Annotated in this window: 26 protein-coding genes and 1 tRNA gene; 8 read left to right on the plus strand and 19 right to left on the minus strand. The window is 25.4% G+C overall.

The window, feature by feature from the left end; translation table 11 throughout:
* Positions 1-96: 96 nt before the first annotated feature.
* The 7 genes from ACZ5CK_RS05270 to ACZ5CK_RS05300 form a co-directional block, all read right to left on the minus strand.
* Entirely contained in the window at positions 97-792 is a 696-nt protein-coding gene (locus ACZ5CK_RS05270) for a rhomboid family intramembrane serine protease (protein WP_464582862.1), read from the minus strand.
* A gap of 88 nt (positions 793-880) precedes the next feature.
* Entirely contained in the window at positions 881-2,029 is a 1,149-nt protein-coding gene (gene rlmD / locus ACZ5CK_RS05275) for a 23S rRNA (uracil(1939)-C(5))-methyltransferase RlmD (protein ID WP_464582863.1), read from the minus strand.
* 13 nt (positions 2,030-2,042) lie between these two features.
* The gene (locus ACZ5CK_RS05280; protein WP_464582864.1) at positions 2,043-2,519 is read right to left on the minus strand and encodes a peroxiredoxin; all 477 of its coding nucleotides are present in this window, start codon (positions 2,517-2,519) and stop codon (positions 2,043-2,045) included.
* 15 nt (positions 2,520-2,534) lie between these two features.
* Positions 2,535-3,458, minus strand: coding sequence for a 1-phosphofructokinase family hexose kinase (locus tag ACZ5CK_RS05285; RefSeq protein WP_464582865.1), 924 nt, complete (start codon positions 3,456-3,458; stop codon positions 2,535-2,537).
* Positions 3,459-3,496: 38 nt separating this feature from the next.
* Positions 3,497-4,396, minus strand: a complete 900-nt coding sequence (locus ACZ5CK_RS05290; protein ID WP_464582866.1) for an aldo/keto reductase — start codon at positions 4,394-4,396, stop codon at positions 3,497-3,499.
* A gap of 108 nt (positions 4,397-4,504) precedes the next feature.
* The gene (locus tag ACZ5CK_RS05295) at positions 4,505-5,875 is read right to left on the minus strand and encodes a carboxypeptidase-like regulatory domain-containing protein (RefSeq protein WP_464582867.1); all 1,371 of its coding nucleotides are present in this window, start codon (positions 5,873-5,875) and stop codon (positions 4,505-4,507) included.
* A 17-nt stretch (positions 5,876-5,892) separates the two neighbouring features.
* Positions 5,893-6,363, minus strand: a complete 471-nt coding sequence (locus ACZ5CK_RS05300; protein WP_464582868.1) for a hypothetical protein — start codon at positions 6,361-6,363, stop codon at positions 5,893-5,895.
* A gap of 170 nt (positions 6,364-6,533) precedes the next feature.
* On the opposite strand from ACZ5CK_RS05300, the gene ACZ5CK_RS05305 reads away from it, so the two are divergent.
* Together ACZ5CK_RS05305 and ACZ5CK_RS05310 are read left to right on the plus strand one after the other, a co-directional pair.
* Positions 6,534-6,902, plus strand: a complete 369-nt coding sequence (locus ACZ5CK_RS05305; protein ID WP_464582869.1) for a PadR family transcriptional regulator — start codon at positions 6,534-6,536, stop codon at positions 6,900-6,902.
* Positions 6,877-7,266 carry a NifB/NifX family molybdenum-iron cluster-binding protein gene (locus tag ACZ5CK_RS05310; protein ID WP_464582870.1) on the plus strand — a complete coding sequence of 130 codons (390 nt, stop codon included), beginning with the start codon at positions 6,877-6,879 and terminating at the stop codon, positions 7,264-7,266. The genes ACZ5CK_RS05305 and ACZ5CK_RS05310 overlap by 26 nt, the downstream gene beginning before the upstream one ends.
* A gap of 40 nt (positions 7,267-7,306) precedes the next feature.
* Here ACZ5CK_RS05310 and ACZ5CK_RS05315 read toward each other — a convergent pair whose 3' ends face one another.
* The 8 genes from ACZ5CK_RS05315 to ACZ5CK_RS05350 all read right to left on the minus strand — a co-directional run bounded on the left by ACZ5CK_RS05315 (position 7,307) and on the right by ACZ5CK_RS05350 (position 13,079).
* On the minus strand, positions 7,307-8,965 hold the full coding sequence (locus ACZ5CK_RS05315) for a methyl-accepting chemotaxis protein (RefSeq protein ID WP_464582871.1): 1,659 nt from the start codon (positions 8,963-8,965) through the stop codon (positions 7,307-7,309).
* Between the two features lie 63 nt (positions 8,966-9,028).
* Entirely contained in the window at positions 9,029-9,670 is a 642-nt protein-coding gene (locus tag ACZ5CK_RS05320; protein ID WP_464582872.1) for an endonuclease, read from the minus strand.
* On the minus strand, positions 9,660-10,622 hold the full coding sequence (locus ACZ5CK_RS05325) for a 2-hydroxyacid dehydrogenase (RefSeq protein WP_464582873.1): 963 nt from the start codon (positions 10,620-10,622) through the stop codon (positions 9,660-9,662). Before ACZ5CK_RS05325 ends, ACZ5CK_RS05320 begins: the two co-directional genes overlap by 11 nt.
* A gap of 100 nt (positions 10,623-10,722) precedes the next feature.
* A tRNA-Leu gene (locus tag ACZ5CK_RS05330) sits at positions 10,723-10,811 on the minus strand.
* Between the two features lie 96 nt (positions 10,812-10,907).
* Complete coding sequence (locus tag ACZ5CK_RS05335; RefSeq protein ID WP_464582874.1) at positions 10,908-11,288, minus strand: SHOCT-like domain-containing protein; 381 nt, start codon at positions 11,286-11,288, stop codon at positions 10,908-10,910.
* On the minus strand, positions 11,288-11,689 hold the full coding sequence (locus ACZ5CK_RS05340) for a DUF2089 family protein (protein ID WP_464582875.1): 402 nt from the start codon (positions 11,687-11,689) through the stop codon (positions 11,288-11,290). The genes ACZ5CK_RS05335 and ACZ5CK_RS05340 overlap by 1 nt, the downstream gene beginning before the upstream one ends.
* Positions 11,690-11,704: 15 nt before the next feature.
* Entirely contained in the window at positions 11,705-12,232 is a 528-nt protein-coding gene (locus ACZ5CK_RS05345) for a hypothetical protein (RefSeq protein WP_464582876.1), read from the minus strand.
* A 139-nt stretch (positions 12,233-12,371) separates the two neighbouring features.
* Positions 12,372-13,079, minus strand: a complete 708-nt coding sequence (locus ACZ5CK_RS05350; RefSeq protein ID WP_464582877.1) for an MBL fold metallo-hydrolase — start codon at positions 13,077-13,079, stop codon at positions 12,372-12,374.
* 84 nt (positions 13,080-13,163) lie between these two features.
* Here ACZ5CK_RS05350 and ACZ5CK_RS05355 point away from each other — a divergent pair, with 84 nt between their 5' ends.
* From ACZ5CK_RS05355 to ACZ5CK_RS05365, 3 genes are read left to right on the plus strand one after another with little or no spacing between them, the layout of a single operon-like run.
* Positions 13,164-13,871 carry a metal ABC transporter solute-binding protein, Zn/Mn family gene (locus ACZ5CK_RS05355; RefSeq protein ID WP_464582878.1) on the plus strand — a complete coding sequence of 236 codons (708 nt, stop codon included), beginning with the start codon at positions 13,164-13,166 and terminating at the stop codon, positions 13,869-13,871.
* Positions 13,872-13,923: 52 nt separating this feature from the next.
* The gene (locus ACZ5CK_RS05360) at positions 13,924-15,111 is read left to right on the plus strand and encodes a BaiN/RdsA family NAD(P)/FAD-dependent oxidoreductase (RefSeq protein ID WP_464582879.1); all 1,188 of its coding nucleotides are present in this window, start codon (positions 13,924-13,926) and stop codon (positions 15,109-15,111) included.
* A 14-nt stretch (positions 15,112-15,125) separates the two neighbouring features.
* Positions 15,126-17,195, plus strand: a complete 2,070-nt coding sequence (locus ACZ5CK_RS05365; protein ID WP_464582880.1) for a metallophosphoesterase family protein — start codon at positions 15,126-15,128, stop codon at positions 17,193-17,195.
* A 61-nt stretch (positions 17,196-17,256) separates the two neighbouring features.
* Here ACZ5CK_RS05365 and ACZ5CK_RS05370 read toward each other — a convergent pair whose 3' ends face one another.
* From ACZ5CK_RS05370 to ACZ5CK_RS05385, 4 genes are read right to left on the minus strand one after another with little or no spacing between them, the layout of a single operon-like run.
* Positions 17,257-17,442, minus strand: a complete 186-nt coding sequence (locus ACZ5CK_RS05370; protein WP_464582881.1) for a winged helix-turn-helix transcriptional regulator — start codon at positions 17,440-17,442, stop codon at positions 17,257-17,259.
* A complete protein-coding gene (locus ACZ5CK_RS05375) occupies positions 17,435-17,614 on the minus strand; it encodes an ATP-binding protein (RefSeq protein WP_464582958.1) in 180 nt (59 codons plus the stop codon). The genes ACZ5CK_RS05370 and ACZ5CK_RS05375 overlap by 8 nt, the downstream gene beginning before the upstream one ends.
* 33 nt (positions 17,615-17,647) lie before the next feature.
* A complete protein-coding gene (locus tag ACZ5CK_RS05380; RefSeq protein ID WP_464582882.1) occupies positions 17,648-20,446 on the minus strand; it encodes an AAA family ATPase in 2,799 nt (932 codons plus the stop codon).
* Positions 20,436-21,590 carry a metallophosphoesterase family protein gene (locus tag ACZ5CK_RS05385; protein ID WP_464582883.1) on the minus strand — a complete coding sequence of 385 codons (1,155 nt, stop codon included), beginning with the start codon at positions 21,588-21,590 and terminating at the stop codon, positions 20,436-20,438. The genes ACZ5CK_RS05380 and ACZ5CK_RS05385 overlap by 11 nt, the downstream gene beginning before the upstream one ends.
* Positions 21,591-21,752: 162 nt before the next feature.
* Between ACZ5CK_RS05385 and ACZ5CK_RS05390 the strand changes: the two genes are divergently transcribed.
* From ACZ5CK_RS05390 to ACZ5CK_RS05400, 3 genes are all read left to right on the plus strand, one after another.
* Positions 21,753-23,957 carry an AAA family ATPase gene (locus ACZ5CK_RS05390; RefSeq protein WP_464582884.1) on the plus strand — a complete coding sequence of 735 codons (2,205 nt, stop codon included), beginning with the start codon at positions 21,753-21,755 and terminating at the stop codon, positions 23,955-23,957.
* Complete coding sequence (locus ACZ5CK_RS05395) at positions 23,954-24,514, plus strand: nitroreductase family protein (RefSeq protein ID WP_464582885.1); 561 nt, start codon at positions 23,954-23,956, stop codon at positions 24,512-24,514. The genes ACZ5CK_RS05390 and ACZ5CK_RS05395 overlap by 4 nt, the downstream gene beginning before the upstream one ends.
* Before the next feature lie 77 nt (positions 24,515-24,591).
* Positions 24,592-26,055, plus strand: a complete 1,464-nt coding sequence (locus ACZ5CK_RS05400) for a hypothetical protein (protein ID WP_464582886.1) — start codon at positions 24,592-24,594, stop codon at positions 26,053-26,055.
* Positions 26,056-26,084: the final 29 nt, after the last annotated feature.

A 26,084-nucleotide genomic window follows, 5' to 3' on the forward strand; every position in this document is an offset into this window, starting at 1 on the left:
CGCCACTCCTTTAATTAGCATATAGAATTATTATATCATAAATATTAATTATTTAGTTCATATAAAAAAATAACTTCCAAAACGGAAGCTATTTTTTTAATAATAGTAGGTATAATAATTTTTCTCTTTATATTTTTTAGCAATATATGCCCCAAATAAAAATCCACCTATATGAGCCCACCATGCTACTCCTGCACCATAATAAGGTCCTACTAATGATAATATTCCATTAAATATTTGAGATAAAAACCATATTCCAATAAATATAAATGAAGGAATATTCACAAATATTGGAATCCATATCAGTAAAAACAATGTTTGAATTTTAGCCAATGGAAACAGAACAAAATAGATTCCAATTACACCAGCAATTGCTCCAGATGCACCAATAGTAACAATAGGCGAATTTAAATGAAAAATATAATGTGTAAAAGAGGCTATAAATCCACTTGAAAAGTATATTAGTAAGAATTTAAAATGCCCAAATTTGTCTTCTACATTATCACCAAATAACCAAAGAGACCACATATTTCCTAAAATATGCATAAAGCTTCCATGTAAAAACATACTAGTAAATATTGTAAATATGTTTAAAATAATATATCCAATATCGCCATATGCAAATGCTTTTGTTAATTCTGAAGGCATAAACCCATAATATTGTATAAAAGATTCTCTTAAATGTGGAGGTAAAATCATTTCAAAAATAAATACTATAACATTTATGATTATGAGAATTATAGTTACTACAGGCCTTTTACTACTTGGATTAATATCTCTCAATGGAAACATATATTTTCACCACTTTCAAATATTATTTTTATTATATCATATATGATTATATGATTAAGTAAATACCATTTAATAGATGGAGTTTAAATTATTTTCTCTTTAATTTCGCTACAGATTCAAGATGTTTAGTATGTGGAAACATATCAACAAAAACAAACTTTTCGATTTCATACATGTCTTTTAAATAAATCATGTCTCTTGCAAAATTAGATGGATTACAAGACACATATACTACATTGTCAAATTGATTATCCATAATAAAATTAATAACATTCTTATGTAATCCTGCTCTTGGAGGATCAACAACTATTGTGTCTAATTTCTCATCTAATTGCTTTACAATATCTTTTGCATCTCCTAAATAAAATTCAACATTATTTGCATTATTATCTTTAGCATTTTCTTTTGCTGCTTCAACAGCTTCTTTTACTATTTCAACTCCAATTACTTTTTCTAGTTTTTTAGCCATTAATAATGTTATAGTGCCAGCACCGCAATATAAGTCAAATCCAGTTTTGGCATTGTCATCAATATAATCTAAAACCTTAGAATATAATACTTCAGATCCTAATGTGTTTGTTTGTAAAAATGAGAATGGACCTACTTTAAATTTAATTCCTAATATTTCTTCTTCAAAATAATCTTTACCATATAATTTTTTTAATTCATCTGCTTTAACTACTGTGGATTTTGCATCTGTTATTGTATGATATATACTTACTATTTTTCCTTCTAATTCTAATTTTAAAACTTCATTTGCCCATTTTTCGATATGAGAATGATAATCTTCTGATGAAGTGGATATATTTAGTAATATTTCATTTGTTTTAAATCCTTTTCTCATAACAAGATGCCTTAAATAACCAGTATGTTTTCTATAATTTCTAAAGGGTAAATCTTTAAAAAATTTTTCTGAAAATTCGATTATTTTCCCAAAATCTTTTGGTGCAATTTTACATGTTTTTGCAGAATATACGTCATAAAACTTTCCTCTACCTCTTAATCCTATAGTTAATGGTCCATTTTTCATTTCATTTCCAAAAGAATATTCCATTTTGTTTCTATAATGATAAATTTCTGGTGAGCTTAATACACCTTCATAATTCTTTATTTCTATTTGGCTAACCTCTAATATTTTAAGAATATTTTCTGTTTTTTCTTTTAATTGAACATTATAATTAATATTTAAATAAGTGCAACCACCGCATTTTCCAAAAACATTACATACATTCGACATTAATCTACCTCCATTATTTTTGTAATTCTTTTATTTTTTCTAATACATTTTTTGCATGATCTTTTACTTTCACTTTTTCCCAAACGTGCGCTATTTTTCCTTCTGGATCTATTAATACAGTTGTTCTTACAACTCCATAATATTCTCTGCCAAAATTCTTTTTTAATTGCCATACACCAAATTTTTCTAATAATTCTTTATTTTCATCTGAACCTAACTTTACTTTTAAATTATGTTTAGAAATAAATTTTTTATGCTTATCAACGCTATCAGGACTAACTCCTATTATTTCTGCATTTAGTTTATGAAATTCATCAATTAAAGATGTAAAATCTTTTGCTTCAGTTGTACAACCAGGAGTATTATCTTTTGGATAAAAATATAATACAATCCACTTCCCTTTTAAATCTTTACTTTTAATAATTTCACCATTTGTTTCTACAATTTCAAAGTCAACCTTATCACCAATATTATATTTTACATAACCCATTATACAACCCCCTTACTAAAGCTTTTCAATTTTAATTTTAGGTAATAATTCTAAAACATCTTCTTTTTTACATAATTCTGTACCAGGAGTTAATACTACAGCATTGCCAGCTGCATTTGCAAGTCTAAAAGCTTCTAATTTATCTTCTTCATATTTCATTACATATCCAGCTAAAAATGAATCTCCAGCACCCACAGCACTTCTTACCTCTAATTTAATAGGATATGCATAATAAGCTTCATCCCAATTTGCATAAACGCTACCATATTTCCCCATTGATACTAAAATTTCACTTAATTTATATTTTTCTAATGTTTCTTTAGCATATTTAGATATTAAATATTTATCTTTTTCATCAATATATTTATCTAATAGTCTTGATAATTCATGTGTATTTGGTTTTATACAATATGGTTCTGCCTCTAGTCCTGCTTTCAAGTTTTTTCCATCTGCATCAAAAAATACTGTTGCTCCCCATTGTTTTAATGAAAAAATCAATCCAGTGTAATAATCTGGGTCAACGCCCTTCGGCAAACTACCAGAAATTACAATTGTATCTCCTTCTCTTACAAGAGAATGCAAGATGTCAAAAACTTTTTGTAGCTTTTCTCTTTTCACAGATGCACCAGGCATACTCATCCTATATTGTGTTTTTTCTTCTAAAATAATATTCATACGAGTTTCATGTTCAATTCTAACAGAAGAATATATAACCCCTTCTTCATCAAGCATTTCTTCTATTTTCCGGCCATTATAACCTCCAAGTAATGCTACAGCAACTGATACTCCTCCTAGTTCTTTAATTACTCTTGAAACATCTATTCCTTTACCTGCTGGATAATCAACCAATTTTTTTGCTCTATTTGTGTCATCTGGAATTAATTGATCAATATAGATATATCTATCAAGACTTGGATTCATTGTCAATGTAAAAATCATATTTACCCCTCCAATATTTTAAAATTTATTAATCGATATCAAGGAACTTTATGACCAAGTGCTGCTTCATAAATCATGAACCATTGTTTTCTATTCATTTTTATATCTATAGCTTCAACAGCATTTTTTAATCTTTCAATTTTCCCACTACCAGAAATAGGGATAATTCCTACAGGATGATTTAATAACCATGCATATACGATTTTATCTAAAGATTCCACATTAAAATCCTTTGCTACTTCTTTTAGTGCTTTTAAAATTCTTTGCCCGTTTTCCTCAGAAGGATTGAATATTCTTCCTCCAGCTAATGGTGACCATGCCATGGGATTTATTTTTTTCTGTAATAAGAAATAAATATTTTCATTTTCAAAATGTTCTAAATTATATGGAGATATTTCTATTTGGTTAGTTATCAATGGAAGATTTGTATATTCCTGCAATGTTTTAAATTGTTGAATTGTGAAATTAGAAACTCCAAAATTTAAAACTTTACCTGATTTATGTAATTCATAAAAAGCTTCAGCAATTTCTTCTGGATTCATAAATGGATCCGGCCTATGTATTAGCAATAAATCTATATAATTTGTATGAAGCTTTCGCAATGAATTTTCAACTGATTTTAATATATGTTTTTTGCTTGTATTATAATGTTTAACTCGGATATTTAAATTTTCATTTTTCCGTATAATTCCACATTTTGTAATTAATTGTATTTTATTTCTTATACTTGGATTTTTTCTAAGTACGTTTCCAAATATTTCTTCGCATACACCATTACCATAAATATCTGCATGATCAAATGTAGTAACACCTATATCTATAGCTTTCTGTATAAAATCAGTTACTTCTTTTTCTGTATATCCCCAAGAATTTAAACGCATCATACCTTGAACTATTCTTGAAACTTCTAAACTGCTATTTGATAAGTTTATTTTCATAAAATTCCCTCACTTTAAATTTTTATATTACTATATTACTATATTATTATATCATTTTTTAATAAAAAAACTCAGCCAATTTTAATGGCTGAGTTTATAATTATTATATTATTCAACAGGTTCTTGAGAAACTACATTAATAGAACTAAGAGGTAAATTAAATACATATTCTATCGATCTTCTTAATAATAAGATATACCAATCACTATCATTATAACCATTTTCAACATAGAATTCGAGTGGTGATGTTGAAGCAACAACTCTTCCATCTCCGTATCTGTATTCAATATATGTAGGATATTTTTCAGTTGATGATTTTTCTTTAATAAATACTACTAAATTATCTATATCTGCACTATCTAAATTATCAAAACCACCATGACTTGCATAATTTCCTTCTAAAGCCCTTTCAAATGGAAATCCTTCTAACAATGGATGTGTTTCATTAACCATATCATTATAACTATCATAATAATCTCTCCAGGTTACATTTCCTGGTAAAGTCCCAGTAAAATCTCCTCCGGTCCAACCGTTATCACATGCAATCCAAAACAATGTTCCCCCATTTTCAACAAAAGTGTCAAATTTACTTGAATTTGTTTTATAAATATCATAGAAATCAGTTGTTTGGTCTCCTTCAATAATTATTGCCCATGATGAATCAAAACTATTTAAATTATTTATATCTGTAGAACTCATTATTTCATATTGATGAATACCAGAACCGATTGTGAATCCTATATCTTCTAAAATATTTGGTATGGCTTCAGTTGCACCCCAAGCAGATACATCCCTAAAAATCACAACATGTTCTGCAGCTTTTCTCAATATAAGATCAGGTACTATTATATTTTTAGAATTTTCTATTAATACTGGTGCAGCGTCTGCGGAATATACAGAATTTTTTGAAGGATCATGTGCATAAACTACATAATTTCCAATTGGTACAAAATCAAAACTATAATCTCCATTTTTATCAGAGAACGTGTACATACCAGGTAATGGTTCGCCTTCAGGAGTTCTAATTTCTAATAAAATTCCAGTATGATCAGATTTATCAATATATTTTACATTTCCATTTAGTGTTCCATAATCACCCAAAGGATATAATACTAATGTATTGTCTAATGTAATTTCAGAATTATCTGTTACTTCAATAAATTGTTTAGTAGGAAAATATCCATCTTTTTCCGCTTTGATAATATAATTTCCTGCTGGAATGTTTTCTAATAAGAAATTACCATTTTTTTCTGATATCGTATCTCCTATAACAGAAATAGAATCAATAGGGCTAAATCCTTCGCCTTCACTTTCTAAACCTTCTATGGAAACTTTTATATTTTCATGATTATTGGAATCATTCAAATTTGCAATTCCCGATATATTACTATTTCCCAACAACGGATCTATTTTTTGACATGAGAATAATATTAGAATTGATAATATTGATAATAAGAAAATATATACATATTTTTTCATAGTCTCCCCCTCCAATTTTAGAATCTTAATCCAAGCTCTCCATATACCCCATAAATCCCAAATGTTTGCTGAAATGAAAGATCAATAATAGTATTTGCACCTGCAGTAAATACTAAGGGTCCTAAATATAGAGATGCACCAACTTTTGTTAAATACATAGTGTAAGAATATAGCGAAAATTCATTTTCATAAAACTGAAATATAGGACTTATTCCAGCAAAAACTTTAAAGTTTTTAATTGGTAGTTGAAATAAAACAAAAGCCGTTGGCTGAAGATAAGTTAATTTTCCTGTTTCAATTGTTTCTGGAGGTATAAATACTCCAACCTCTAAACCTAAAATATCCTTATCTCCCAATGTCAAACTACCACCATAAAATGTTCTTTCATAACCAGATAACTCCATTAAATAGCTTCCTGAAATTTCAAAACTGAATGTAGAAATAGCAAAAATAAGAATAAAAAATAATATAAATGATTTTGTTTTCATATTCCCCCTCCTTATTATTAATAGATTATAATTATATCACTAAATAATTAATAAAAAACACAAATAATACTTATGAAATGGAATATTATTTAATTATTAATATTTAATCTTAAAACAAACTATTGACATTTTGTCAATATTGATGTATAATAAATACTGGAGGGAAAAACATGAATAAAAAATGTCCAAGATTTAAAGGTGCTGATTTATTAAGTGGATATTTATTATTATTTTTAAAAAATAATCCGACTCATGGTTACTTGTTGATCTCAAAATTAAAAGAACTGGGGTTTGAAATTAACGAACCTGCAATTATTTATAGACATTTAAAAAAAATGGAAAATTTTGGTTTTATTTATTCAAAAATTATGGCAAGTGATGAAGGTCCCCCTAAAAAAGTTTTTTTTATTACAGAATTAGGAAAAGATTATCTAAAAGAAATATCTGAAAATATTAAAAATAGGGTAAAAGTTCTAAATACATTTTTAAAAAAATATGAAAGGAGTGTAGAAAATGAAAATAGCAATTCCATTAATTGAAAATCTAGAAAAAAATTCTAGAATTAGTGAGCATTTCGGTCATGCCCCTTATTTTGCTTTTGTTAATCTTAAAGACAATGGTGAATATGAGCTTGAAGTAATAGAAAACCCTCTTGAAGAGCACGGACCTGGTGATGTACCAAATTTCCTTCATAGCAAGGGTGTAGATTTACTCATTGCAAGAGGTATTGGAGGAAGAGCTATTGACTTTTTTGAACAACTAGGAATACAAGTAATAAGAGGTGCAAGTGGAACTGTAGAAGAAATTATTAATGCTTTAAAAGAAAATATTTTGAAAGATAGGGAGTACGAAGTAAAAGAACATTTTCATAAACATGGTGATGATCACGATTGTAATAATTAAAAATATGGCTCATCGGAAATTCGATGAGCCATATTTTTAATTAAAATTTAAATTCTGACAAAGCATTGTTTAAAAGATCAACACTAGTTTGTAAATCAGTTGCAATTTCGGATAGGTTATCACTCATATTTTGAATTTCTTGGCTAGATTCTTTCATATTTCTAACTGTTTCAAAATATCTATTCAAAGAATCATTTACATTAGTAAAGGATTCAGCAATTGTTTGAGAAGATGCATTTTGCTCTTCAGCAGATGCTGCCAACGATTGAGATTTTTCTGATACAATATTTGCTTGATTTAATATATTATTAAATTCTTCATTTAATACAACAGAATGTTCAGTAACTTTTTCTACAGTATTCTTAACATTAAAAATTTGTTTAGTTGATTTATTAACATTTGTTCTAATAGCACCAAGAATATTAGAAATCTCATCCGTTGCATTTCTTGTTTCTTCTGCTAATTTTCTTATCTCATCAGCAACTACTGCAAAACCTTTTCCTGCTTCTCCAGCTCTTGCTGCTTCTATTGCGGCATTTAAAGCTAACAAATTTGTTTGTTCAGCTATATTAGATACCTGTTCAATAACTTCAGTAATTTTTCCAGCATAATCTTCTAATTCTTTTATTTCATCGATAGTTTTTAATGTTTCATTAGAAGCACTTTTGATAGCATCATCCAATGTATTCATTATACTTTTGCTATTGTTTGTAGCATTTTCTAAATTTCCTGCAACATCAGCAAGTTCAATAGCAGAATTAGCAACTTCATCAGTAGATCTCGATATTTCATTAATAGCATCTTTAGTATTATCTGTTTCTGCTTCCATAACTTTTGCTTCCTCTGCCATTATATCAAAAGAAGCTTTGAATTCTTCAATTATAGCTGTTGACTCTTGAGCACTACTTGCAACATTATCAGAAGAAATTTTAATACTTTCCATACTTCGTTTAATAAAGTCAAATGTTGGTCTTAATTTTTCGCCTACTAAATAATACATTTTTTTAGCTATAGTTCCAATTTCATCATTAGATTTTATATTAGAAGTAACTGTTAAATCACCTTCTGCGATTTTTTCAAGATCTTTTAAAGGAGAAAGAGATTTTTTCAATATGTAAAAAGCATATAATCCTATCAAAATACTTATTATAAAAAAAGATAATTGCAGGTTTTTCATGAGAGAAACCTTTTTCTCTGATTCTTCCTGAAATAATGTTACACCTTTATTCATTTCAGATAATAAAGATATATTATTCTTTAAAATATAATCTAAAGAATTTTCATCTCCTGTTTCTATAAAATTATTCATATTTGAAAGAAAAGTATCCCATAATTGTTTTACTTTTTCAAGCTGTATTTTCACTTTTTCTGGAGCTGATGGAAGCGTTACCATTTTTTCCCATGCTAAATCAAACGGTGCTTTACCTCCGTTTTTTAATGCAACCAAAGTAGTATCAAATACTTTAATTGTATTTAATAGACTTTGTTTTGTTTTTTCATCTTTTAAAATATGATAAGCCAATGCTTCTTTAGTCATTCTTTGTGTTAACATTCTCTGTCTTCCTGCTAAGTTTATTACTAAACCATCTTCTGCTTGAAGTTTAGTAATATAATTCGTAAACACAAAAGTAATCAAAGATAATAACACAAATAAGACAATTGGTATTCCTAATTTAAAATATAAACTGCTTTTTTTCATAAAACTCCCCCTAACTCTATTTTTAAGTAATTAATAATATTATAATATATTTTACATAAAAAATCAATATTTACATAGGAATTTTAAATTGCAGTTTTCACATAGAGGTTTCTTTTTACATACATTTTTAGAATGCTCTACAATCAACCCATGATAATTTTTATATAACATAATGTCTTTAGGTAAATTATCTTCAAAAAATTTTTTATATGTATCATAGTCAACTTTAATATTTAATCCTAATCTTGAAAACATTCTTTTCGTATATGCATCAATAACAAAAGATAATTTATTAAATGCATATAACAAAATTGAGTCTGCCGTTTCTTTACCAATCCCTTTAATATTTAATAACTCCTTTCTCAATACTTCTTTTTCTTTTTTATTTATAATATCAAATGAAAAATTATATGTTTTAAACCATTCTAAGAGATTTTTTATATATTTTGCTTTAATAGTATAAAAACCAGAAGGTCTTATTAATTCTTCTAATTCATTTATGGATAAATAATATAATGATTCAGGATTCATTAAATTTTTTTTCTTAATATTTTTTAATGATTTTTCCACATTATTCCAATTTGTATTTTGAGTTAATAATGCTCCAATCATTATTTCAAATTCGTTATCTCCTGGCCACCAACCTTCAGGAATATTATATTCACTATATAACTTATTATATACTTCCATTAAATCAATATACATTGTTAGGTGGTACTTCCCCTTTCAATGCAGAAATTACATTTTCTGCAACCATTTTTGCCATATTATCTCTTGTTTCATATGTTGCACTTCCAGTATGAGGTGTTAAAACAACATTATCTAATTCAATTAATTCCTGAGGAACTTTAGGTTCTTCCTCATATACATCTAATCCCGCTCCAGCAATTTTTCCTTCTTTCAAATATTTTATAAGAACTTTTTCATTTATTACAGGACCTCTTGCAGTATTTATTATAATGACATTAGGTTTCATCATAGAAAACTCTTTTTCATCCAGTAAATGATATGTTTCATCTGTTAACGGCGTGTGTAATGAGATATAATCAGAAATTTTAACTAATTCTTCTAAAGTTGCGTATTTTACTCCTAATTCTTTTTCTTCTCTTTCTGATAACTTATTTCTCTTGTTATATAATACATTCATTTCAAATCCCTTAGCTCTTTTAGCCATTTCTTTTCCAATTCTGCCCATTCCAATGATACCTAATGTTTTTCCTTTTATATCATAACCTAAAAATAATTTTGGTCTCCAACCTATGAATTTACCTTCTCTAACAAATTTATCACTTTCTATAATTTTTCTAGCCACTGCGAATAATAATGCCCAGGCTAAATCAGCAGTTGCATCACTTAAAACCCCAGGTGTGTTAGTAACAAATATACCAGCTTCCTTTGCCGCACCAACATCTATATTATTGTATCCAACAGCATAATTAGAAATAACTTTTAATTTGTCCTTTCCAGCATTAATAACTTCTTCATCAATTCTATCACTTAGTAATGTAACCAATGCATCATTTTTCTTTGCTAATTCAATAATTTCTTCGTGAGTTAATGTTCTATCTTCTCTATTTACCCATACATCAAAACCTTCATTTAATAATATTTTTTCAGCAATTTCTGGAATTTCATAAGTAAAAGCAACTTTAGCCATCATTATCCCTCCAAAATAAATTTTATAGTCAATATTTTTATATTAAATATTATATCAAATTTTTAATATAATAAAAAAACCGGCTAAAAGCCGGTTAAAATGGTGCCGAGAGTGGGACTTGAACCCACACGAGGTTTCACCCTCAGTGGATTTTGAGTCCACCGCGTCTGCCAATTCCGCCATCTCGGCAAAACCAAAATTATTATACCATTAAAAATATTATTAGTCAAGAGTATTTAAAAAAATTCAGAATAATTAAAACTTAAGGTAATCTAATATTTAATATTATTCTATATATATTTTTACAACATCGCCGTCTTCTGAATCTACATCTACTATATTTTCACCTTCGAACTCATCAAAATTAATATTCTCTATAGCTTCTAGAATTTGATCAATTTGTTCTTTACTCATATTTGTACCTTGCTGAGCTAATCCCAATGGTATCATTGCTTTTGCTATTTTTATTAATCCCAAAGGTATTTTGACATTTACTTTATCTCCTTTAGCAGAATCAACCTTTATAACTAATTTTTTCTTTGATTTTGATTTTTTATTATCTTCAATCTTTGTATCAAAAAAAGCTTCTATTAATTCAGCAGCTTCATCAATTTCTATTGTACCTTCTTTTACCATATTTAACACTCTTATCAATTCTTCCCGCATTATTTTTCCTCCTTTAATAATTTTAATTTTTCTATAGCCTCTTTTGGTTTTATTAACCCTTTTTCTAAATCATTAATAATCTTTTTTTTCTCAATAATAAGATTTTTATTTTTTTCATCTTCTGAAATATATTCTTTCGAAATATAGCCAAGATCAGATAACAACTTATTAAACTTATTTAAAACTGTTGGATATGATAGTTTCAATATTTCAGATACTTTAGATAAGTTTCCACGATTCAATAAATAGAGACGTAAGAATTCTATATTCTCATCACTCAAAGAAGCAAATTCATTCATTTCAAAATTACCTTCAAGTTTTGACTTACAATTATCACATCTTAATACTTCAATATGCATTTTACTACCACAAACTGGACATATAATAGGCGCTTTATACATTAGATTCATCTCCTCTTATGCTACATATATTTTTACTTTTGTTTTTCCTCCATCAGTTTCTACATCAATAAAATCACCATAAAAATCTGCAAAATAATCAATAGATTCTATTATTACATCAAATATTGGATCAAAATCAAAATTAATTCCTCCACTTTCTTCTTCTGAATTATACTTCATATATTTTTTCATCATTGGTTTCATTGCATGTAATAATGGTTTTGTTGCTATTAATACTCCTAATGGAAAAACCAAATTAACTTTTTCATCTTCTGAATTAACCCTAATAACAAATTTTGTTCCTATAGGATATTCTATTTTTCTACTGATTATTTTAGCTGCTTCCTCTGGATCATTTTCTTTAATAATGTTTATAATTGATTTTTCTAAAATCTTTTTTTGAGCCTTTGTTCTCTTAAAAGTTTTATAATAAGTATAAAAAATGTAAAGCCCTAAACTTATAAAGAAAAATGCCCAAAAAATTTTAGCTCCAAAAAAAATAAGTATTAATCCATATAAAATTAATAATATCACTCCAACCATTTCATCACCCCCCATATGTAGAATTATAAACTATTTTTTATAATATGTCAAGTTTAACTTTGAGAAATTTATAAATTTTATTTACGATTTTTATAATTACTAATTTATAAAATATAAAAAAGCGAGACAAAAGTCTCGCTTAAATTTCTAAAGTTGTACCCGCACCAAATTTTATAATTCTTCCTTTAAATTCAACATTCATAACGTTAATAGCTTCAATTCCTGTACAATGAGATGGTAATAAAAATTCAACCCCTGTTTTTTTAATTCTATCTAATCTAACAAATAATTTTTCTTCATATAATTTATAAAAATGGAATCCACCTATTACAGCATGCAATTTATCTTTAAAATACTCTTTAGAAAAATTAAGAATGTTTTCAATTTTAGGATGCGCACATCCAGCTATTACAACTAATCCTTTCTCTGTTTTCAAAACCATTGAATGTTCTGGAATATTTTCTTTAAATGTTCCCGTAGAATATATGTTTTTTTCAATTTCAGTAGGTTTTTCACATATAATAACTTCAGTTTTTCTTTCTAATTTAATTATTAATTCTTTTGGAAATTGTGAAGGTATATAAGACTTTTTGACATTAAAATTTCCCAGAACGAAATCTAATCCTCCTGTATGATCATCATGATAATGACTTAAAAAAAGAGCATCAATATTTTCTAATTTTCGTTCTAATCCTAAATGCTTTATATTATGTTCTAAAATTCTATAATCAGCACCAGTATCAAATAAAAATTTTTTATCTGCATCTTCCACTAAAATGGATAATCCCCAATCGCGTTTTAACAACGGATGTACTTTAAAATTATCAACTATACCTGTTATTTTCACTTATACCACCCCTTTTAATATATTTTTGTTTTTTATATAAAATATGTTATAATTGAATCCAGATATAAAAATGGAGGTCCAATTATGAAAAAAATATTTATTGTAATTATGTTAGGATTATTATCATCTGTATTTTCTTTAAACATCGTTACGTCTATTAATCCATTAAAATTAATAACTAAAGAGTTAGCTCCGAACTCAAATATTATTAACATTTATGATAATTATGATACTTTCTTAAATTTAAAAGTTGAATCAAAAGATTTTAAAAATGTGGATTTATTTATCGTTTTAAACAATGAAATGATTATTAATAATAATGTTGATAATGTTATTTTGTCAGAAGGTGTGTTATTTTATCCATATAATGAAAACCCCTTTATTTGGTCAGATCCTTTATATTCAGTTGTTATAGCCTATAAAATAGAGAAAAAATTAGAAAATATCGATCCACAAAATGCTTCTGAATATAGAGATAATTTATTAAATTTTACTCAGAAAATTATAGAATTATCGGATGGATTTTCTAAAGCTATCAAAAATAAAAAGGTCAGCATAATTGATATAAATAATTTATTTACACATTTTTATGAAAGATACGGTATAGATTATAAAATATATAATGATAAAGTAACTATTACCAGTGATAAAGTGTTAGTCGCAAACTATAATTATAAGAATACTACGTATAGTAATTTAAAAAATAAAAAAATCTTAGTAGATATTTTCGCTTCCAAATATAATAATATCATAAATTTTTATAAATCAATAATAGATAATTTACTAAACTGAATTTCGAGACAGTCTTGTACTGTCTTTTTTTATCTGTAGGAGGAAAAACTAAATGCATTATGATGTCATAATTATAGGTGCAGGTCCTGCTGGATTATTTTGTGCTTCCAAAATTGAATACAAAAACGTTTTAATCTTAGAAAAAAAAGAAAAACCTGGAAAAAAATTATTAGTTTCAGGTGGTGGAAAGTGTAATTTTACTAATAATGATGAAATAAAAGAATTGATTACTCATTATGGAAATAAAAAAAATTTTGTGAAAAGAGTTTTATATAATTATTCAAATTATGACTTATTAAATGAAGTAAATTTCGAATATATAATTACTGAAGAGGGAAAAGTTTTTCCTAAAAGCATGAAATCAAAAACTGTTTTAAATTGGCTTATAAATAAGATTAATAATAAAAACAATGTTGAAATAAAGTATAATATAAGTATAATAAATATCGAAAAAAATGAGAAATTTGTTATAAAAACTAATATTGGTATATATACTTCTGACTTTTTAGTTATCGCCACCGGTGGAAAGTCATATCCCATGTTAGGCTCAAATGGTGATGGTTATATATATGCTAAAAATTTTAATCATACAATTATTAAACCAAAACCGGCATTATCTCCTGTTATTATTAAAAATTATCCTTTTTCAGATCTATCTGGAATTTCTATGGACGTTATTTTAAGAAAAGGAAAATTGATATATAAAGGAACTCTTCTTTTCACACATAAGGGCTTTTCTGGGCCTATTATACTAAATACATCGAGATTTTTTGAAAATGAGGATACTATTAAAATTTCTTTTGTTACCTTTGAAAACGAAGAAATATTTAGAAAAAATTTCAATAATTTATTAAAAAATAATAAAAACGCATTATTATTTGATGTTTTAAAAAAATATAATTTAACTAGAAGATTTATAGCTGTTATGTTCAAACGCTTAAATCTTGATAGAAACAAAAAATGCAATAGTGTAAGCAAAGAAGAACGAAATAAAATAATTAATTATTTGTACAATCAGGAATTTATTATAGATAAAGTTGGAGATTTCAATGTTGCTATGGTTACTGCTGGAGGTGTTTGTACTAAAGAAATAAATTCAAAAACGATGGAATCAAAATTAGTTGAAAATTTATATTTTATCGGAGAAGTTTTAGACGTAGATGGAGATACAGGAGGATATAATATTCAATGGGCATTTTCATCTGCTAAAGCTGCAGCAGATAATATTTCAAAAAAATAATGGAGGTGTATTTTATGAAGAAATTATTTATGGTATTTTTAGTTTTGTTATTAACTATTAGTATCTTTCCTCAATTAATGTTAAAAAAAATAACAACTAATTCTTTATCTGAATTACCATATTTTTCTAAAGCAAAAAAGGATGATTATCTGTTAAAAAATGATAAAATATCTATTATAATAGGTTCTGAAAATAGAAATGATGAATATGCAGGAAAAATAATTGAAGCTTATACTAATGATTTTAAAAGAAATTTGTTAGATAATTATAAAATTTATAGCCAAAATAAATTACTTATCCCAAAGAAAATAGAAATTAGGAAAAACAATGAATCAATTGAATTTAAAATAATTAATGATGACATATACCCATTTTCTATATCTACTGTTTATAAACTTAAAGACAATGAAGATTATATTGAAGTCTTAAACATTATTAAAAATAATTCATCAAAAAATTCAAAAATACTTTTAAAGGATATTGTATCATTTAATGAATTATTCCCAAAAATAATTAAAACAAATGAAAATGGGAAAAAATTATTATTACAAGAAGATTTTATTTCATATTCTTTTATTCCTAAAAATAACTTAAAAATTTTCAGATCAATGTTTACCAATAATTTTAGCGCTTTAATATATAGACCGTTCAAAATAAATGCAAATGATGAAATAATTTTTTCTCGATATTTTTACATTTCAAAGGATATAGAAGAGGTTAGAAAACAAATATATAACTCAGATAATATAATTTCGGGGAAAATATTGACTAAATTAAATCATCAAGAAAATATTCCTATTATTTTGTATGATGATAATAACACACCAATTTCTTTAAATTATACAGATAAAAATGGGAATTTTTCATTTGTAAATGTCAAAGACGGATATTATGCTGCTTTAGAATTAGAAGGATTTAAGGAAGAAAAAATTCCTTTAACTTCAAATAAAGAAAATTTAATTAATATCACTCCAACAACCACTATAAATAACTTTATTTGGCCATTATATTTAACAGATCATACTACATCTTCAGTTATTTTTAATTGGAAAACTGAAATTCCAGCAACTGCTAAAATAGATATATATGATGGAAATAAAAAAATTAAATCTATTTTTGTCAATATCCCTTTATCACTTCAGCATATTCCAATAATAGGTTTAATTCCAGGAAAAGAGTATAATTATAAATTATATATTAATGACTATTATTTAAATACAGATGCAATGATTTCTGGACATTTTAAAACCAAAAGTTTGAGTGAAGAAAAACTAAAATTCGCTATTTACGGAGATACCAGAACATATCATGAATGGCATAAATATGTTGCTGATACTATGGCAAAAGATAATCCAGAATTTGTAATTAATAGTGGAGATTTAGTAGAAAAAGGAGATTGGTTAGATGATTGGAATTCATTCTTTAATGAAATATCTAATTTAGCTAAAAACTCTATTTATTATCCATTATTAGGAAATCACGAAAGAAATAACTCGTATTATTATCAGGCTTTTTATTTACCAAAAGGAAGCGGTGATTATAATAAAAGATGGTATTACTTTGATTATGGAAAAATAAGATTTATCTTCCTAGATTCAAATGCTGTAGGTACTCAACAATTGGAAAAATCTCAGTTAAAATGGCTAGAAAATATTTTAGAAAACTCTTCAGATAAAACAGTTTTAGTATTTTACCATCATCCATTTTGGAATAATTGTAAAGATTATAATTATGGAATGGAAAGTCATTTAGAAGAATTGTGGAGACCGCTCTTTGAAAAATATGGTGTAAAAGCAGTTTTTAATGGCCACGTTCATTCATATGAAAGACATGAAAAAAATGGAATAATTTACGTTATAACAGGTGGCGGTGGGGCACCATTGGAAATTGAACATAGAGAAAAATTAGAACCTACAACTGTAAAAATAAATTATGGAACATTACATTATGTATTAGCAGAAATGAAAAATAATAGAATTATTTTCACAGTAAAAGCAGTTGCTAAAATTAAAAATAAGAATAATGACAGAGACCTTGAAAAAGTCAATGAAATAATAGATACTTTTGAAATTCCATTAAAATAATATATAAATAACCTAACCCCTTTTTCGGGTTAGGTTATTTTATAAAAATAGGCCATAAAAATCATATGTTACCGTTAAGTATATAAGAAGTATTTTTACCTTTTCCAATTTTTTTCAAATAACCTTTTTCAACATACATCTTCAAAATATCTCTCGCTCTTCTTTCCTTAATATTTAAAAGGTCTTCAACTTCTTTTCTAGTTATTTTTTCATTTTCAATTAAATAGTCATAGATTTTTTTATCCATTTCTAATTTTTCCGGCATTATTATAATAAGTGGAATTATTAAACATACTTTTATTTTCTACTATTTTAAAATATCTTCCATCATCATAAAAATCTGGTTCCTTTAATCCATTTAATCTACATAGATCAATAATTCTTCTAATCCCGGTTCCCCATTGTTCAATATATCTAATCTCTTATTTATCATACAAATTATTATATCATATTTATAATTCTATAACATTTTCCGCCATTTCAGAGAATGTCCCATCATGAGTAACAATAAATGCCTGTCCTATTTCATCTAACATATTTTTAAGGTTTTCTGCAAGCATATTTTTTCTTTCATCATCAAGATTTACTGTTGGTTCATCTAAAATATAGAAATTTGCTTTTGACAAGAATCTTGCTAATGCAGTTCTTAATGAAATTGCTACACTAACCTGCTCTCCACCAGATAATATAGAAAATTCTCTTTCTCCTTTTATTGAATCTCTTAAAATCACTCGATAATTATTTTTAGATTCCCATTTAATAATTTCATTTTTCCCTGTCATTTTTCTATAATTTTCCGTTGCAATTGTTGAAATAATTTCTGTAAATTTTGAACTAACATGTGTTCCCATTGATTTTATATTTTCTCTAAAATCCTTAACGAGTTTCAATTTTTTCTCAAGCGTTTTTAAGTTTAATTCAAGTTCATTCTTTTGCTTTTCTTTTTCTGTTTTTTCATTTAATTGGATTTTAAGATTTTTTAATTCATTTTTTAATTCGCTAAGTTCGGAAGAGTTTCTATTTATTTCATTATAAACATTATTTATCTCATCTTCTATATTCTTTAGTTTTATTGATAAAGTTTCAATGTCCTCATAATTTTTTAATTTTTCCTTTAGATATACTATATTATTTTGAATGGTTAAAATCTCTTTTTCTGTTTTTTCCAATTCCAACTGTAGTTTTTCTAATTTTCCAGCTATCTCTTTATTTTTTATATATTTTTCATATTCTTTTTTTAGAGAATTTTTTATTTTTTCTTTTTCGCTAATTATTTTCTCAATACTTTCAATTTCTGATAATACATTAGAAAACTCTTTTTCTTTTAAATGCAATTTTTCCAATTCTTTATTTATTTTTTCTTTTTTAGATAAATTTAATTCTTTTAATTTTGTATTTTCATTAATGGTTTTTTCTATATTATTTATATTTTCTTTGTTCTTTTCTATTTGATTTTTTATATTTCTTATTTCATTTTCAATAGTACTTTTTAATGAGATTATTTTATTTTTATCAATATCGAGTTCATCTTTCTTTTCTGAAAGATTATTATATATTTTTTCAATAGCATTTTTTCTTAACAATAACTCTTCTTTCATAACTTTTTTCTTTTCAATTTCTGCCAATTTATTTTTAGCAGTTTCAATTTTTACTTTCTTTTCATTTATTTCTTTTTCTAATTTCATTTTTAATTTATCCAAATCTCCTAAAGAAATAATTTTATTATTTCTTTTATCTATATCTTTTTGTATTTTCAAAATATTCAAATCAAAGTAATTGGTGCTTCCCCCTTTTTCTTCTAAATTCATACATTTCTCATTTAAAATAGGACACATACCATCTTTAAGCTGTTCTTTTGATTTTTTTAAATTTTCTAAATTTATCTTTAACTCACTTAATTTAGATTCTAAATCCTTCTTTTCATATATTTTTTCATTTATTTCCTCTAAAGATTTTTGAACATTTTTCAAATCTATATGGTCATCTTCTATAATTTTCTTTAAATCTTTTTCTTCTATAAGTTGATTTTCTATATCCATTAAATTTCTTTTTATATCTCTATATATTTCATAATCTTTTTCAAATTTATTTATTTCATTAATTATCTCTTTTTCTTTTGATAGCACTTTATTCAACTCAATATTTTTTTTATTTAATGTATCATTTAGTTGCGAATTTTCCTCTTTTAATTCATTTAGTGTTTTCCCTAATTCTTCAATTTTTTCTGATATATTTTTTATTTCAACCTCCAAAACTTTTTGTTTATTAATATTAGAAGAAATATCCTCCTGAATTTTTTTTAGTTGTTTTTCTTTTAATCTCAAATTTCTTTCATTTAGATACAATTCATTTAATTCAAGTTCTATTTTTATATACTTATTATATCCTTTTTCTGATTTCATTAATATTTCTTTAGCACTCTGGGATTCTAATATTTCTTTTTCCAGCTTCTCTTTATTTTTAGTCAATATTTCTAACTTTTCATTTTCTGTTTTTAATTCACTTTTTATTGTTTTTAAATCTTCGATATTTTTTTGTATAATTTTTCTTTCTTTTTCTATCTTTTCTTTTTTACTTTCAAGAGATAATTTTTCTTTTTCTATATAGGAAATTTCATTTTTAAAATTATCTATACTTTCTTCGAGATTAATATAATTTTTTAATTGTTCAGATAATAAATTTATTTTTTCATTATCAGCTAATATTCTTTTATTATACTCATTTTCAACAATTAAAAGAGAATCATATATCTTTTTATATATTTCTGTATCAAAAATCTTATTAAATAAATCATTTCTTAATGATGGTGTCAAATTAAATATATTTACCAAGTCATTTTGATATGCACTAATAACATTTTTAAAAATATCCTTAGTATTTTTTCCATTTATACCAGCTAATTCACCTATTTTTTCTAAAACATTAGTTTTTCTTTCAGAAATAACTGCCCCATTTAATTCTTTTAAAATGTGTCTGCTTTGACTACCTATTTTTCTTTCTACTACATAATCAACAAAATCATTTCCTGTAAATTCAACAGTTATAGTAGCAGTTTTTTCTTCCTTAGTAACCGCATTTTTTAAATTATTATCTCTGGGTTCAACATCAAAAAGAGCTATACCCAATGCTTCGAAAATTGAACTTTTTCCAGCTCCATTTTTCCCTAATAATAGATTTATTCCAGATTCAAATTCAATAGTTGTATCCTTATGGTTTCTATAATTTTTTAATTTTATTTTATTAATCTTCATTGTTATCACCTTCTATAATTACATCTAAAAAATGATCGAAGGAATCAAATATATCTTGAGAGTTTTCATATACTTTATTTTTTAATATTTCTAAAAACTCTACAGTTTTATCACTGTTATATGAATATATATTTCTCCAAGTTTTTATTACATTTTCTTCAATATCTTTCTTATTAAGATTTCTAATATCATCCATATTGTTTTTTTGAGTATTAAAATTCATATTGCTAATTACTTTTAAAGCCCCTTTTTCCAATAGAATTTTTTCTATATTTTCTAATTCTATATTGTTATCTGAATTAACAAATATATTTAATTTTATAATTTCTCCTTTTTCTACTTTTAAATCATTTATTTTTTCACCAATAATATTTGAATCAAATGAATAATTTGAAACTTTTCTTTTCTTTGATTCAAAGAATTTATATGTATTAGTTTCTGTATCAAAAATAATATAGCCTTTTTCATCTTTTTCGTTTAAATCCCAATATTCTGGGCACCCTGGAACAAAAAAGTATGGATTCTCTTTTGGATAATGTTTAAAAGTATGAAGATGACCACCAGCAATATACATAACTTTATCTTTAAAGAGATCTATTATTTCGCTTTTTGTACAACCTGGAATGAAATTTCCTCCAATTCCAGTATGTACAATAATGATATTTTTATTATTTTCATCTATCTTTTTGGATAATTCCACCAATACTTCATCAATAATTACACCTTGATATGGCACTCCATAAAAATAGATATCATTTTTTACATAAGGTTCAAAAATATATTCATCATTAATTTTTTCCATTTTTGGAATGATAACTAAATTACGATTTTCTAAATATTTTATCCATGAATCATCATGAGTATATATCTTATCATGATTACCTTCTATTAATAACACATCTATTTTATTATTTTTTAGTTTTTCCAATAACTTTTCTGTTCTAAATAATATATCTGGTAATAATGAACTCCTATCAAATAAATCACCAGCAATAATAAATACATCAACATCATTTTCAATTGCTTTATCTATTATATATTCAGCAGCATTAAAATAATCTTCGTATCTGGTCTTTGAATATTCACCTATCCCACCCACAGGACGTCTTCCTAAATGCCAATCTGATGTGTGTAATATTTTCATGTTTCACCTCTTTATTTAGCTAATGAATTTGACTTTCTAATTTTTAATTATATCCCAAAGATCCTTTTATAAAATTATATCATGATTATATAAATTATTAAAAAAGAAATTTATATATATGATATAATTAAAAGATATAATTAAAAAAAACAAAAATAGGTGATGAAATTGTTTGTGGATTTTTTATATAGTTATAATTTAACAAAGGACCAAGAATATTTATCTAATGAATTAGAGAATTTTCTATTTAATTCATTAAACTTTTTAATAGTTCAGGGTAGTGCTGGTACAGGAAAAACATTTTTAATTTCTCAATATGCAAGATATTTATACAGAAAACATATAAATTTTGTAATATTAGCTCCTACAGGAAGAGCTGCAAAAATCCTTCATGAAAAATCCAAATTAAAAACAAGAACAATTCATAGTGAGATTTATAGTTTTTTTGATAAAGAAATAAACCTTGATAAAGATGAAATAAAAATATATTTTAAATTAAAAGATTCATCATGGGATAATACCATTTTTATAGTCGATGAAAGCTCAATGATATCAGATGTACCACAATCAGATGAAAATCTTATTTTTGGTAGTGGTAAACTACTTTCAGATTTAATTGACTATATAAAATCTGGTAATAACAATAAAATTATATTTTTAGGAGATGAATATCAACTTCCGCCAGTTAATTCTAATTTTTCTCCTGCTTTAAATAGAGAATATCTTGAAAAAAATTTTAATTTAAAAGGTGAGAAAATAATACTCAATGAAATCGTTAGACAAAAAGAAGAGAGTTATATATTAAAAAATGCGAATACAATAAAAAATCATATAGATAAAAGAATGTTTATAAGTTTGAAGTTTGAATATAATGATAATTTTATAAAAACTGATAAATTAATTGAAAAATATAATTATTCTGAACCGGGGAAAGATATTATTATAGCTTCAACAAATGAAAAAGCATTAAAATATAATCAGGAAATTAGAAAAAATTTGGGATATAAGAATAATATTGAAATAGGAGATATATTATTAAATACAAAAAATGTATATTTTAATGAAATAAACATTTTTAACGGAGAATTTTTCAAAGTAGTTGATATATTAAACCACGAAAAAAAAGATGCTTTTATAGGAAAGAAAGAACATATGATTTTAGAATTTTATGATTTAAAATTAAAAAATGTATTTTCTGGTGAAACCATTATATTTAAAGTATTAGCTAATTCATTGTTTTCAAAAACTGCAGATATAGATATTAATTTGAAAAAAGCATTGTATAGTTTTTGCATAAACAATATGCATAAAAAGACTGGATTACCTATAGAATTTGTAATTCAACAAATAGATTCTCATCCATATTTTAACGCTTTGCATGTTAAATATGGTTATGCGGTAACTACACATAAAGCCCAGGGTGGCGAATGGAAAAATGTTTTTATAGATCCGTATTATTATAATTCACCAAAAACGAAAGAATATTTTCAATGGTTGTATACTTCAATAACCAGAGCTAAGGAGAGGATATATATTAAGGATTTACCTTTTAAAGTTTTTTCACAAAAAAAATTAAAAATTGAAAAAGATTTTACAGTAAAAGAAAAAATAAAAATTTCATATAATTTAAACTTCTCAAATACTGAATTGAGGAAGTTATATCATGCATTTAGAGAAAAAATCTTAGAAAAACAATTTGAAATAATAGGTATAGAACATCATCAATATCAGGAAGTATATTATGTAAAAAAAGACAAAGACTATTTGAAAGTGCAAATGTATTACAATAAAAATTATGAACCAACTAAATTAAAAATAATAGAAACAACAAATGATGAAAAAGCTCGTAAATTCCTTGAAATTTTTAATGTGAAAACCTTAGAAAAAGAAAGTACATATAAAGAAAATAGTGAAGATTGTATAAAAATATATGTAGATGGTAGTTATGATCAAAAATTGAAAAAATTTGGAGCTGGCTTTGTTGTTGTTAAAGAAAATAATTTGGAAAAATATTGGAAAGGTTATATGAATGAGAAGTTTTTAAAACATAGAAATGTGTCTGGTGAAATATTCGCAGTTTTACTTGCATTAGAATATGCAAAAAAAGAAAATTTGAAATGTGTTGAAATAAATTATGATTATCAGGGAATTGAAAAATGGGCATTAGGCTTATGGAAGACTAATACGGAATTAACAAAATACTATAAAAAACAGTATGATTATTATTCTAAATTTTTTCAAGTGAAGTTTAATAAAATAAAATCACATTCTGGAGATGAGTTCAATGATATGGCAGATGAATTAGCTAAAAAAGCAGTATATGAGAACGATTATAATATAAAATATGATATTGAGGTGAAATTATGAATTTATTAGAATTGGCTAAAAAAAGAAAAACAGTAAGAAAATTTGATAGCAAAATACCAAATTTTGAAGATATAATATATGCTATAGAAGTAGCAAAAGAAGCTCCATCAGGTAAAAATGATCAACCATGGTTATATGTTTTGATTAAAGATGATAATCGAAAAAAAGAAATAAGAAAAATATGTGAAAAAGGCGAAAAAGTTTTTTATGATAATTCAAAAGGAAAATTAAGAGAATGGTTGGATAAAATGGGATTTTCATGGGAAAAGCCTTTTTTATCTGAAGCACCATATTTATTATTTGTATATTCTAATATAAAATCACCTTTTTCAAAAGAATCAGTGTGGATTTCAATAGGTTATTTATTATTAGCGTTGGAAGAAAAAGGATTGGCTACGGTTACATATACCCCTTCAAATTTTAATAAAATTTCTAATTATATTAACTTATCAAAAGAATATAAACTTGAAGTGATTTCACCGATTGGATATTCCATAGATCCAAAACCAAAATATAAAAGAAAAAATATAGAGGATGTTTTAATTATAAAAGAATGATATTAATATGTTTTTAATACAAAAAATGTATAATTAAAATATATTTATATTTGTAATAATTTCAAAGAGGTGATGTTATGAAAAAAATTATTTTAGGATTATTGATTTTAACCCTGTTTTTGAGTGGATGTATTTTTAATAAAGAAGAATTAAAAAGTAATACCAAAGAAGTTGCTACAACACTTGCTCCTTTAAGAGAATATTTATCAACAACAGAAACTATTATGGGATTAGCACGTGGTAAAAAAATAGATAAGATCCCTCAAAATAAAACAGTTAATACAGAAAATATTCCTGATTTAGATGGTAAAACCCCAGATGAAGTATATAAAGAATATGGCGGTGATGGCAAAAATGAAATTAGAGTACCAAATTCTGGATATATCGATAATTTTTATGGTGAAGGTTCTAACATTAGAGCTGCATTTTATATGACACCCACAACATTAACGGACGATTCAACTGGTTATATTATAGATTTGTATATGGAACCATATCTCGATCTCTCTGTAGACTATGATTACGAAAAATATAAAATAACTCATGATTCATGGGAATTTAAATTAGAAAATCTGTTGGATTATAAAACTTACCTTTCAGATGGAAGTATAGCCAATAGAGAAATTATTGAGCAAAAAGATGACTGGAACTCTGATGTCGGATATGCTATGTTTGACGTTCCAGAAGTTTTGAATAATTTAGATTTATATTTATACCCTGATACAATTCCACAACCTGCAACTACAACAGGTATAGGATGGTATTCACATACAAAATCAGAAATTCAAAACTTTTTCAGAGATATAGTCGCAGAAGAATTCTATACAGAATCATCTACAGACATGTATATCAATTCTGGAGTTACATATATTAAGACTAAAAGTGATATGCTTTGGGATACTAAAACAAAAACAGTTGTGAGATTTGAACGAAATGGTCATTTTCAGAGTACAAAAGCATTTACTACAACTGGGAATATTGGATCTACATGGTATTCTGCTTTAGATGATGTTACTATAGATTCAACAGGCTCTAATAATGATTTAACACATTACAAAAAAACTTTTATGGAATGGTGGAAAGACCCTGAAAATATTAGGTCTGATAATTTTAGTTATAAAGAAATTATAGAGATGGATGAAAAAGGTAAAGATACTGCAGAGTATGAAGGAACAATAAAGGAATTTTGGAATGGAAGAACAACAGGAAATGGTTATCATGTTTCATTAGTAAAGGATAATAATGATAATTATATTTTTACAATAGATTGGCAATGGTTTGAAGCGACAGATAAAGCATTTAATAAGAGTATTATAAAATCAGAAAATTCTAATCCAATAAAATCATTCAAAATAGTAGATAATAATTTAGTTATAGAATTAAACGGTGGAATATTTAGAGGTCATTTTTGTAATGGCGTATTCACTGGAGAATTTGAGTTTAAAGACAAAATATATAAGGATGTGGTTATTGATACTTTTGGAATAAAGATTGGTAAGGATAAATTTAGATTTGATAAAAATGGAAATATAATTGAATAATTATTTAAAAACAGCCTGGATATTAATTC

This window comes from Marinitoga okinawensis, assembly GCF_055387075.1.

Excerpts from the sequence above, each read along its gene's own strand:
- ACZ5CK_RS05270 (WP_464582862.1), bottom strand. The coding sequence starts at position 792 with ATGTTTCCATTGAGAGATATTAATCCAAGTAGTAAAAGGCCTGTAGTA.
- rlmD (WP_464582863.1), bottom strand. The coding sequence starts at position 2,029 with ATGTCGAATGTATGTAATGTTTTTGGAAAATGCGGTGGTTGCACTTAT.
- ACZ5CK_RS05280 (WP_464582864.1), bottom strand. The coding sequence starts at position 2,519 with ATGGGTTATGTAAAATATAATATTGGTGATAAGGTTGACTTTGAAATT.
- ACZ5CK_RS05285 (WP_464582865.1), bottom strand. The coding sequence starts at position 3,458 with ATGATTTTTACATTGACAATGAATCCAAGTCTTGATAGATATATCTAT.
- ACZ5CK_RS05290 (WP_464582866.1), bottom strand. The coding sequence starts at position 4,396 with ATGAAAATAAACTTATCAAATAGCAGTTTAGAAGTTTCAAGAATAGTT.
- ACZ5CK_RS05295 (WP_464582867.1), bottom strand. The coding sequence starts at position 5,875 with ATGAAAAAATATGTATATATTTTCTTATTATCAATATTATCAATTCTA.
- ACZ5CK_RS05300 (WP_464582868.1), bottom strand. The coding sequence starts at position 6,363 with ATGAAAACAAAATCATTTATATTATTTTTTATTCTTATTTTTGCTATT.
- ACZ5CK_RS05305 (WP_464582869.1), top strand. The coding sequence starts at position 6,534 with ATGAATAAAAAATGTCCAAGATTTAAAGGTGCTGATTTATTAAGTGGA.
- ACZ5CK_RS05310 (WP_464582870.1), top strand. The coding sequence starts at position 6,877 with ATGAAAATAGCAATTCCATTAATTGAAAATCTAGAAAAAAATTCTAGA.
- ACZ5CK_RS05315 (WP_464582871.1), bottom strand. The coding sequence starts at position 8,965 with ATGAAAAAAAGCAGTTTATATTTTAAATTAGGAATACCAATTGTCTTA.
- ACZ5CK_RS05320 (WP_464582872.1), bottom strand. The coding sequence starts at position 9,670 with ATGTATATTGATTTAATGGAAGTATATAATAAGTTATATAGTGAATAT.
- ACZ5CK_RS05325 (WP_464582873.1), bottom strand. The coding sequence starts at position 10,622 with ATGGCTAAAGTTGCTTTTACTTATGAAATTCCAGAAATTGCTGAAAAA.
- ACZ5CK_RS05335 (WP_464582874.1), bottom strand. The coding sequence starts at position 11,288 with ATGCGGGAAGAATTGATAAGAGTGTTAAATATGGTAAAAGAAGGTACA.
- ACZ5CK_RS05340 (WP_464582875.1), bottom strand. The coding sequence starts at position 11,689 with ATGTATAAAGCGCCTATTATATGTCCAGTTTGTGGTAGTAAAATGCAT.
- ACZ5CK_RS05345 (WP_464582876.1), bottom strand. The coding sequence starts at position 12,232 with ATGGTTGGAGTGATATTATTAATTTTATATGGATTAATACTTATTTTT.
- ACZ5CK_RS05355 (WP_464582878.1), top strand. The coding sequence starts at position 13,164 with ATGAAAAAAATATTTATTGTAATTATGTTAGGATTATTATCATCTGTA.
- ACZ5CK_RS05360 (WP_464582879.1), top strand. The coding sequence starts at position 13,924 with ATGCATTATGATGTCATAATTATAGGTGCAGGTCCTGCTGGATTATTT.
- ACZ5CK_RS05365 (WP_464582880.1), top strand. The coding sequence starts at position 15,126 with ATGAAGAAATTATTTATGGTATTTTTAGTTTTGTTATTAACTATTAGT.
- ACZ5CK_RS05370 (WP_464582881.1), bottom strand. The coding sequence starts at position 17,442 with ATGGATAAAAAAATCTATGACTATTTAATTGAAAATGAAAAAATAACT.
- ACZ5CK_RS05380 (WP_464582882.1), bottom strand. The coding sequence starts at position 20,446 with ATGAAGATTAATAAAATAAAATTAAAAAATTATAGAAACCATAAGGAT.
- ACZ5CK_RS05385 (WP_464582883.1), bottom strand. The coding sequence starts at position 21,590 with ATGAAAATATTACACACATCAGATTGGCATTTAGGAAGACGTCCTGTG.
- ACZ5CK_RS05390 (WP_464582884.1), top strand. The coding sequence starts at position 21,753 with ATGAAATTGTTTGTGGATTTTTTATATAGTTATAATTTAACAAAGGAC.
- ACZ5CK_RS05395 (WP_464582885.1), top strand. The coding sequence starts at position 23,954 with ATGAATTTATTAGAATTGGCTAAAAAAAGAAAAACAGTAAGAAAATTT.
- ACZ5CK_RS05400 (WP_464582886.1), top strand. The coding sequence starts at position 24,592 with ATGAAAAAAATTATTTTAGGATTATTGATTTTAACCCTGTTTTTGAGT.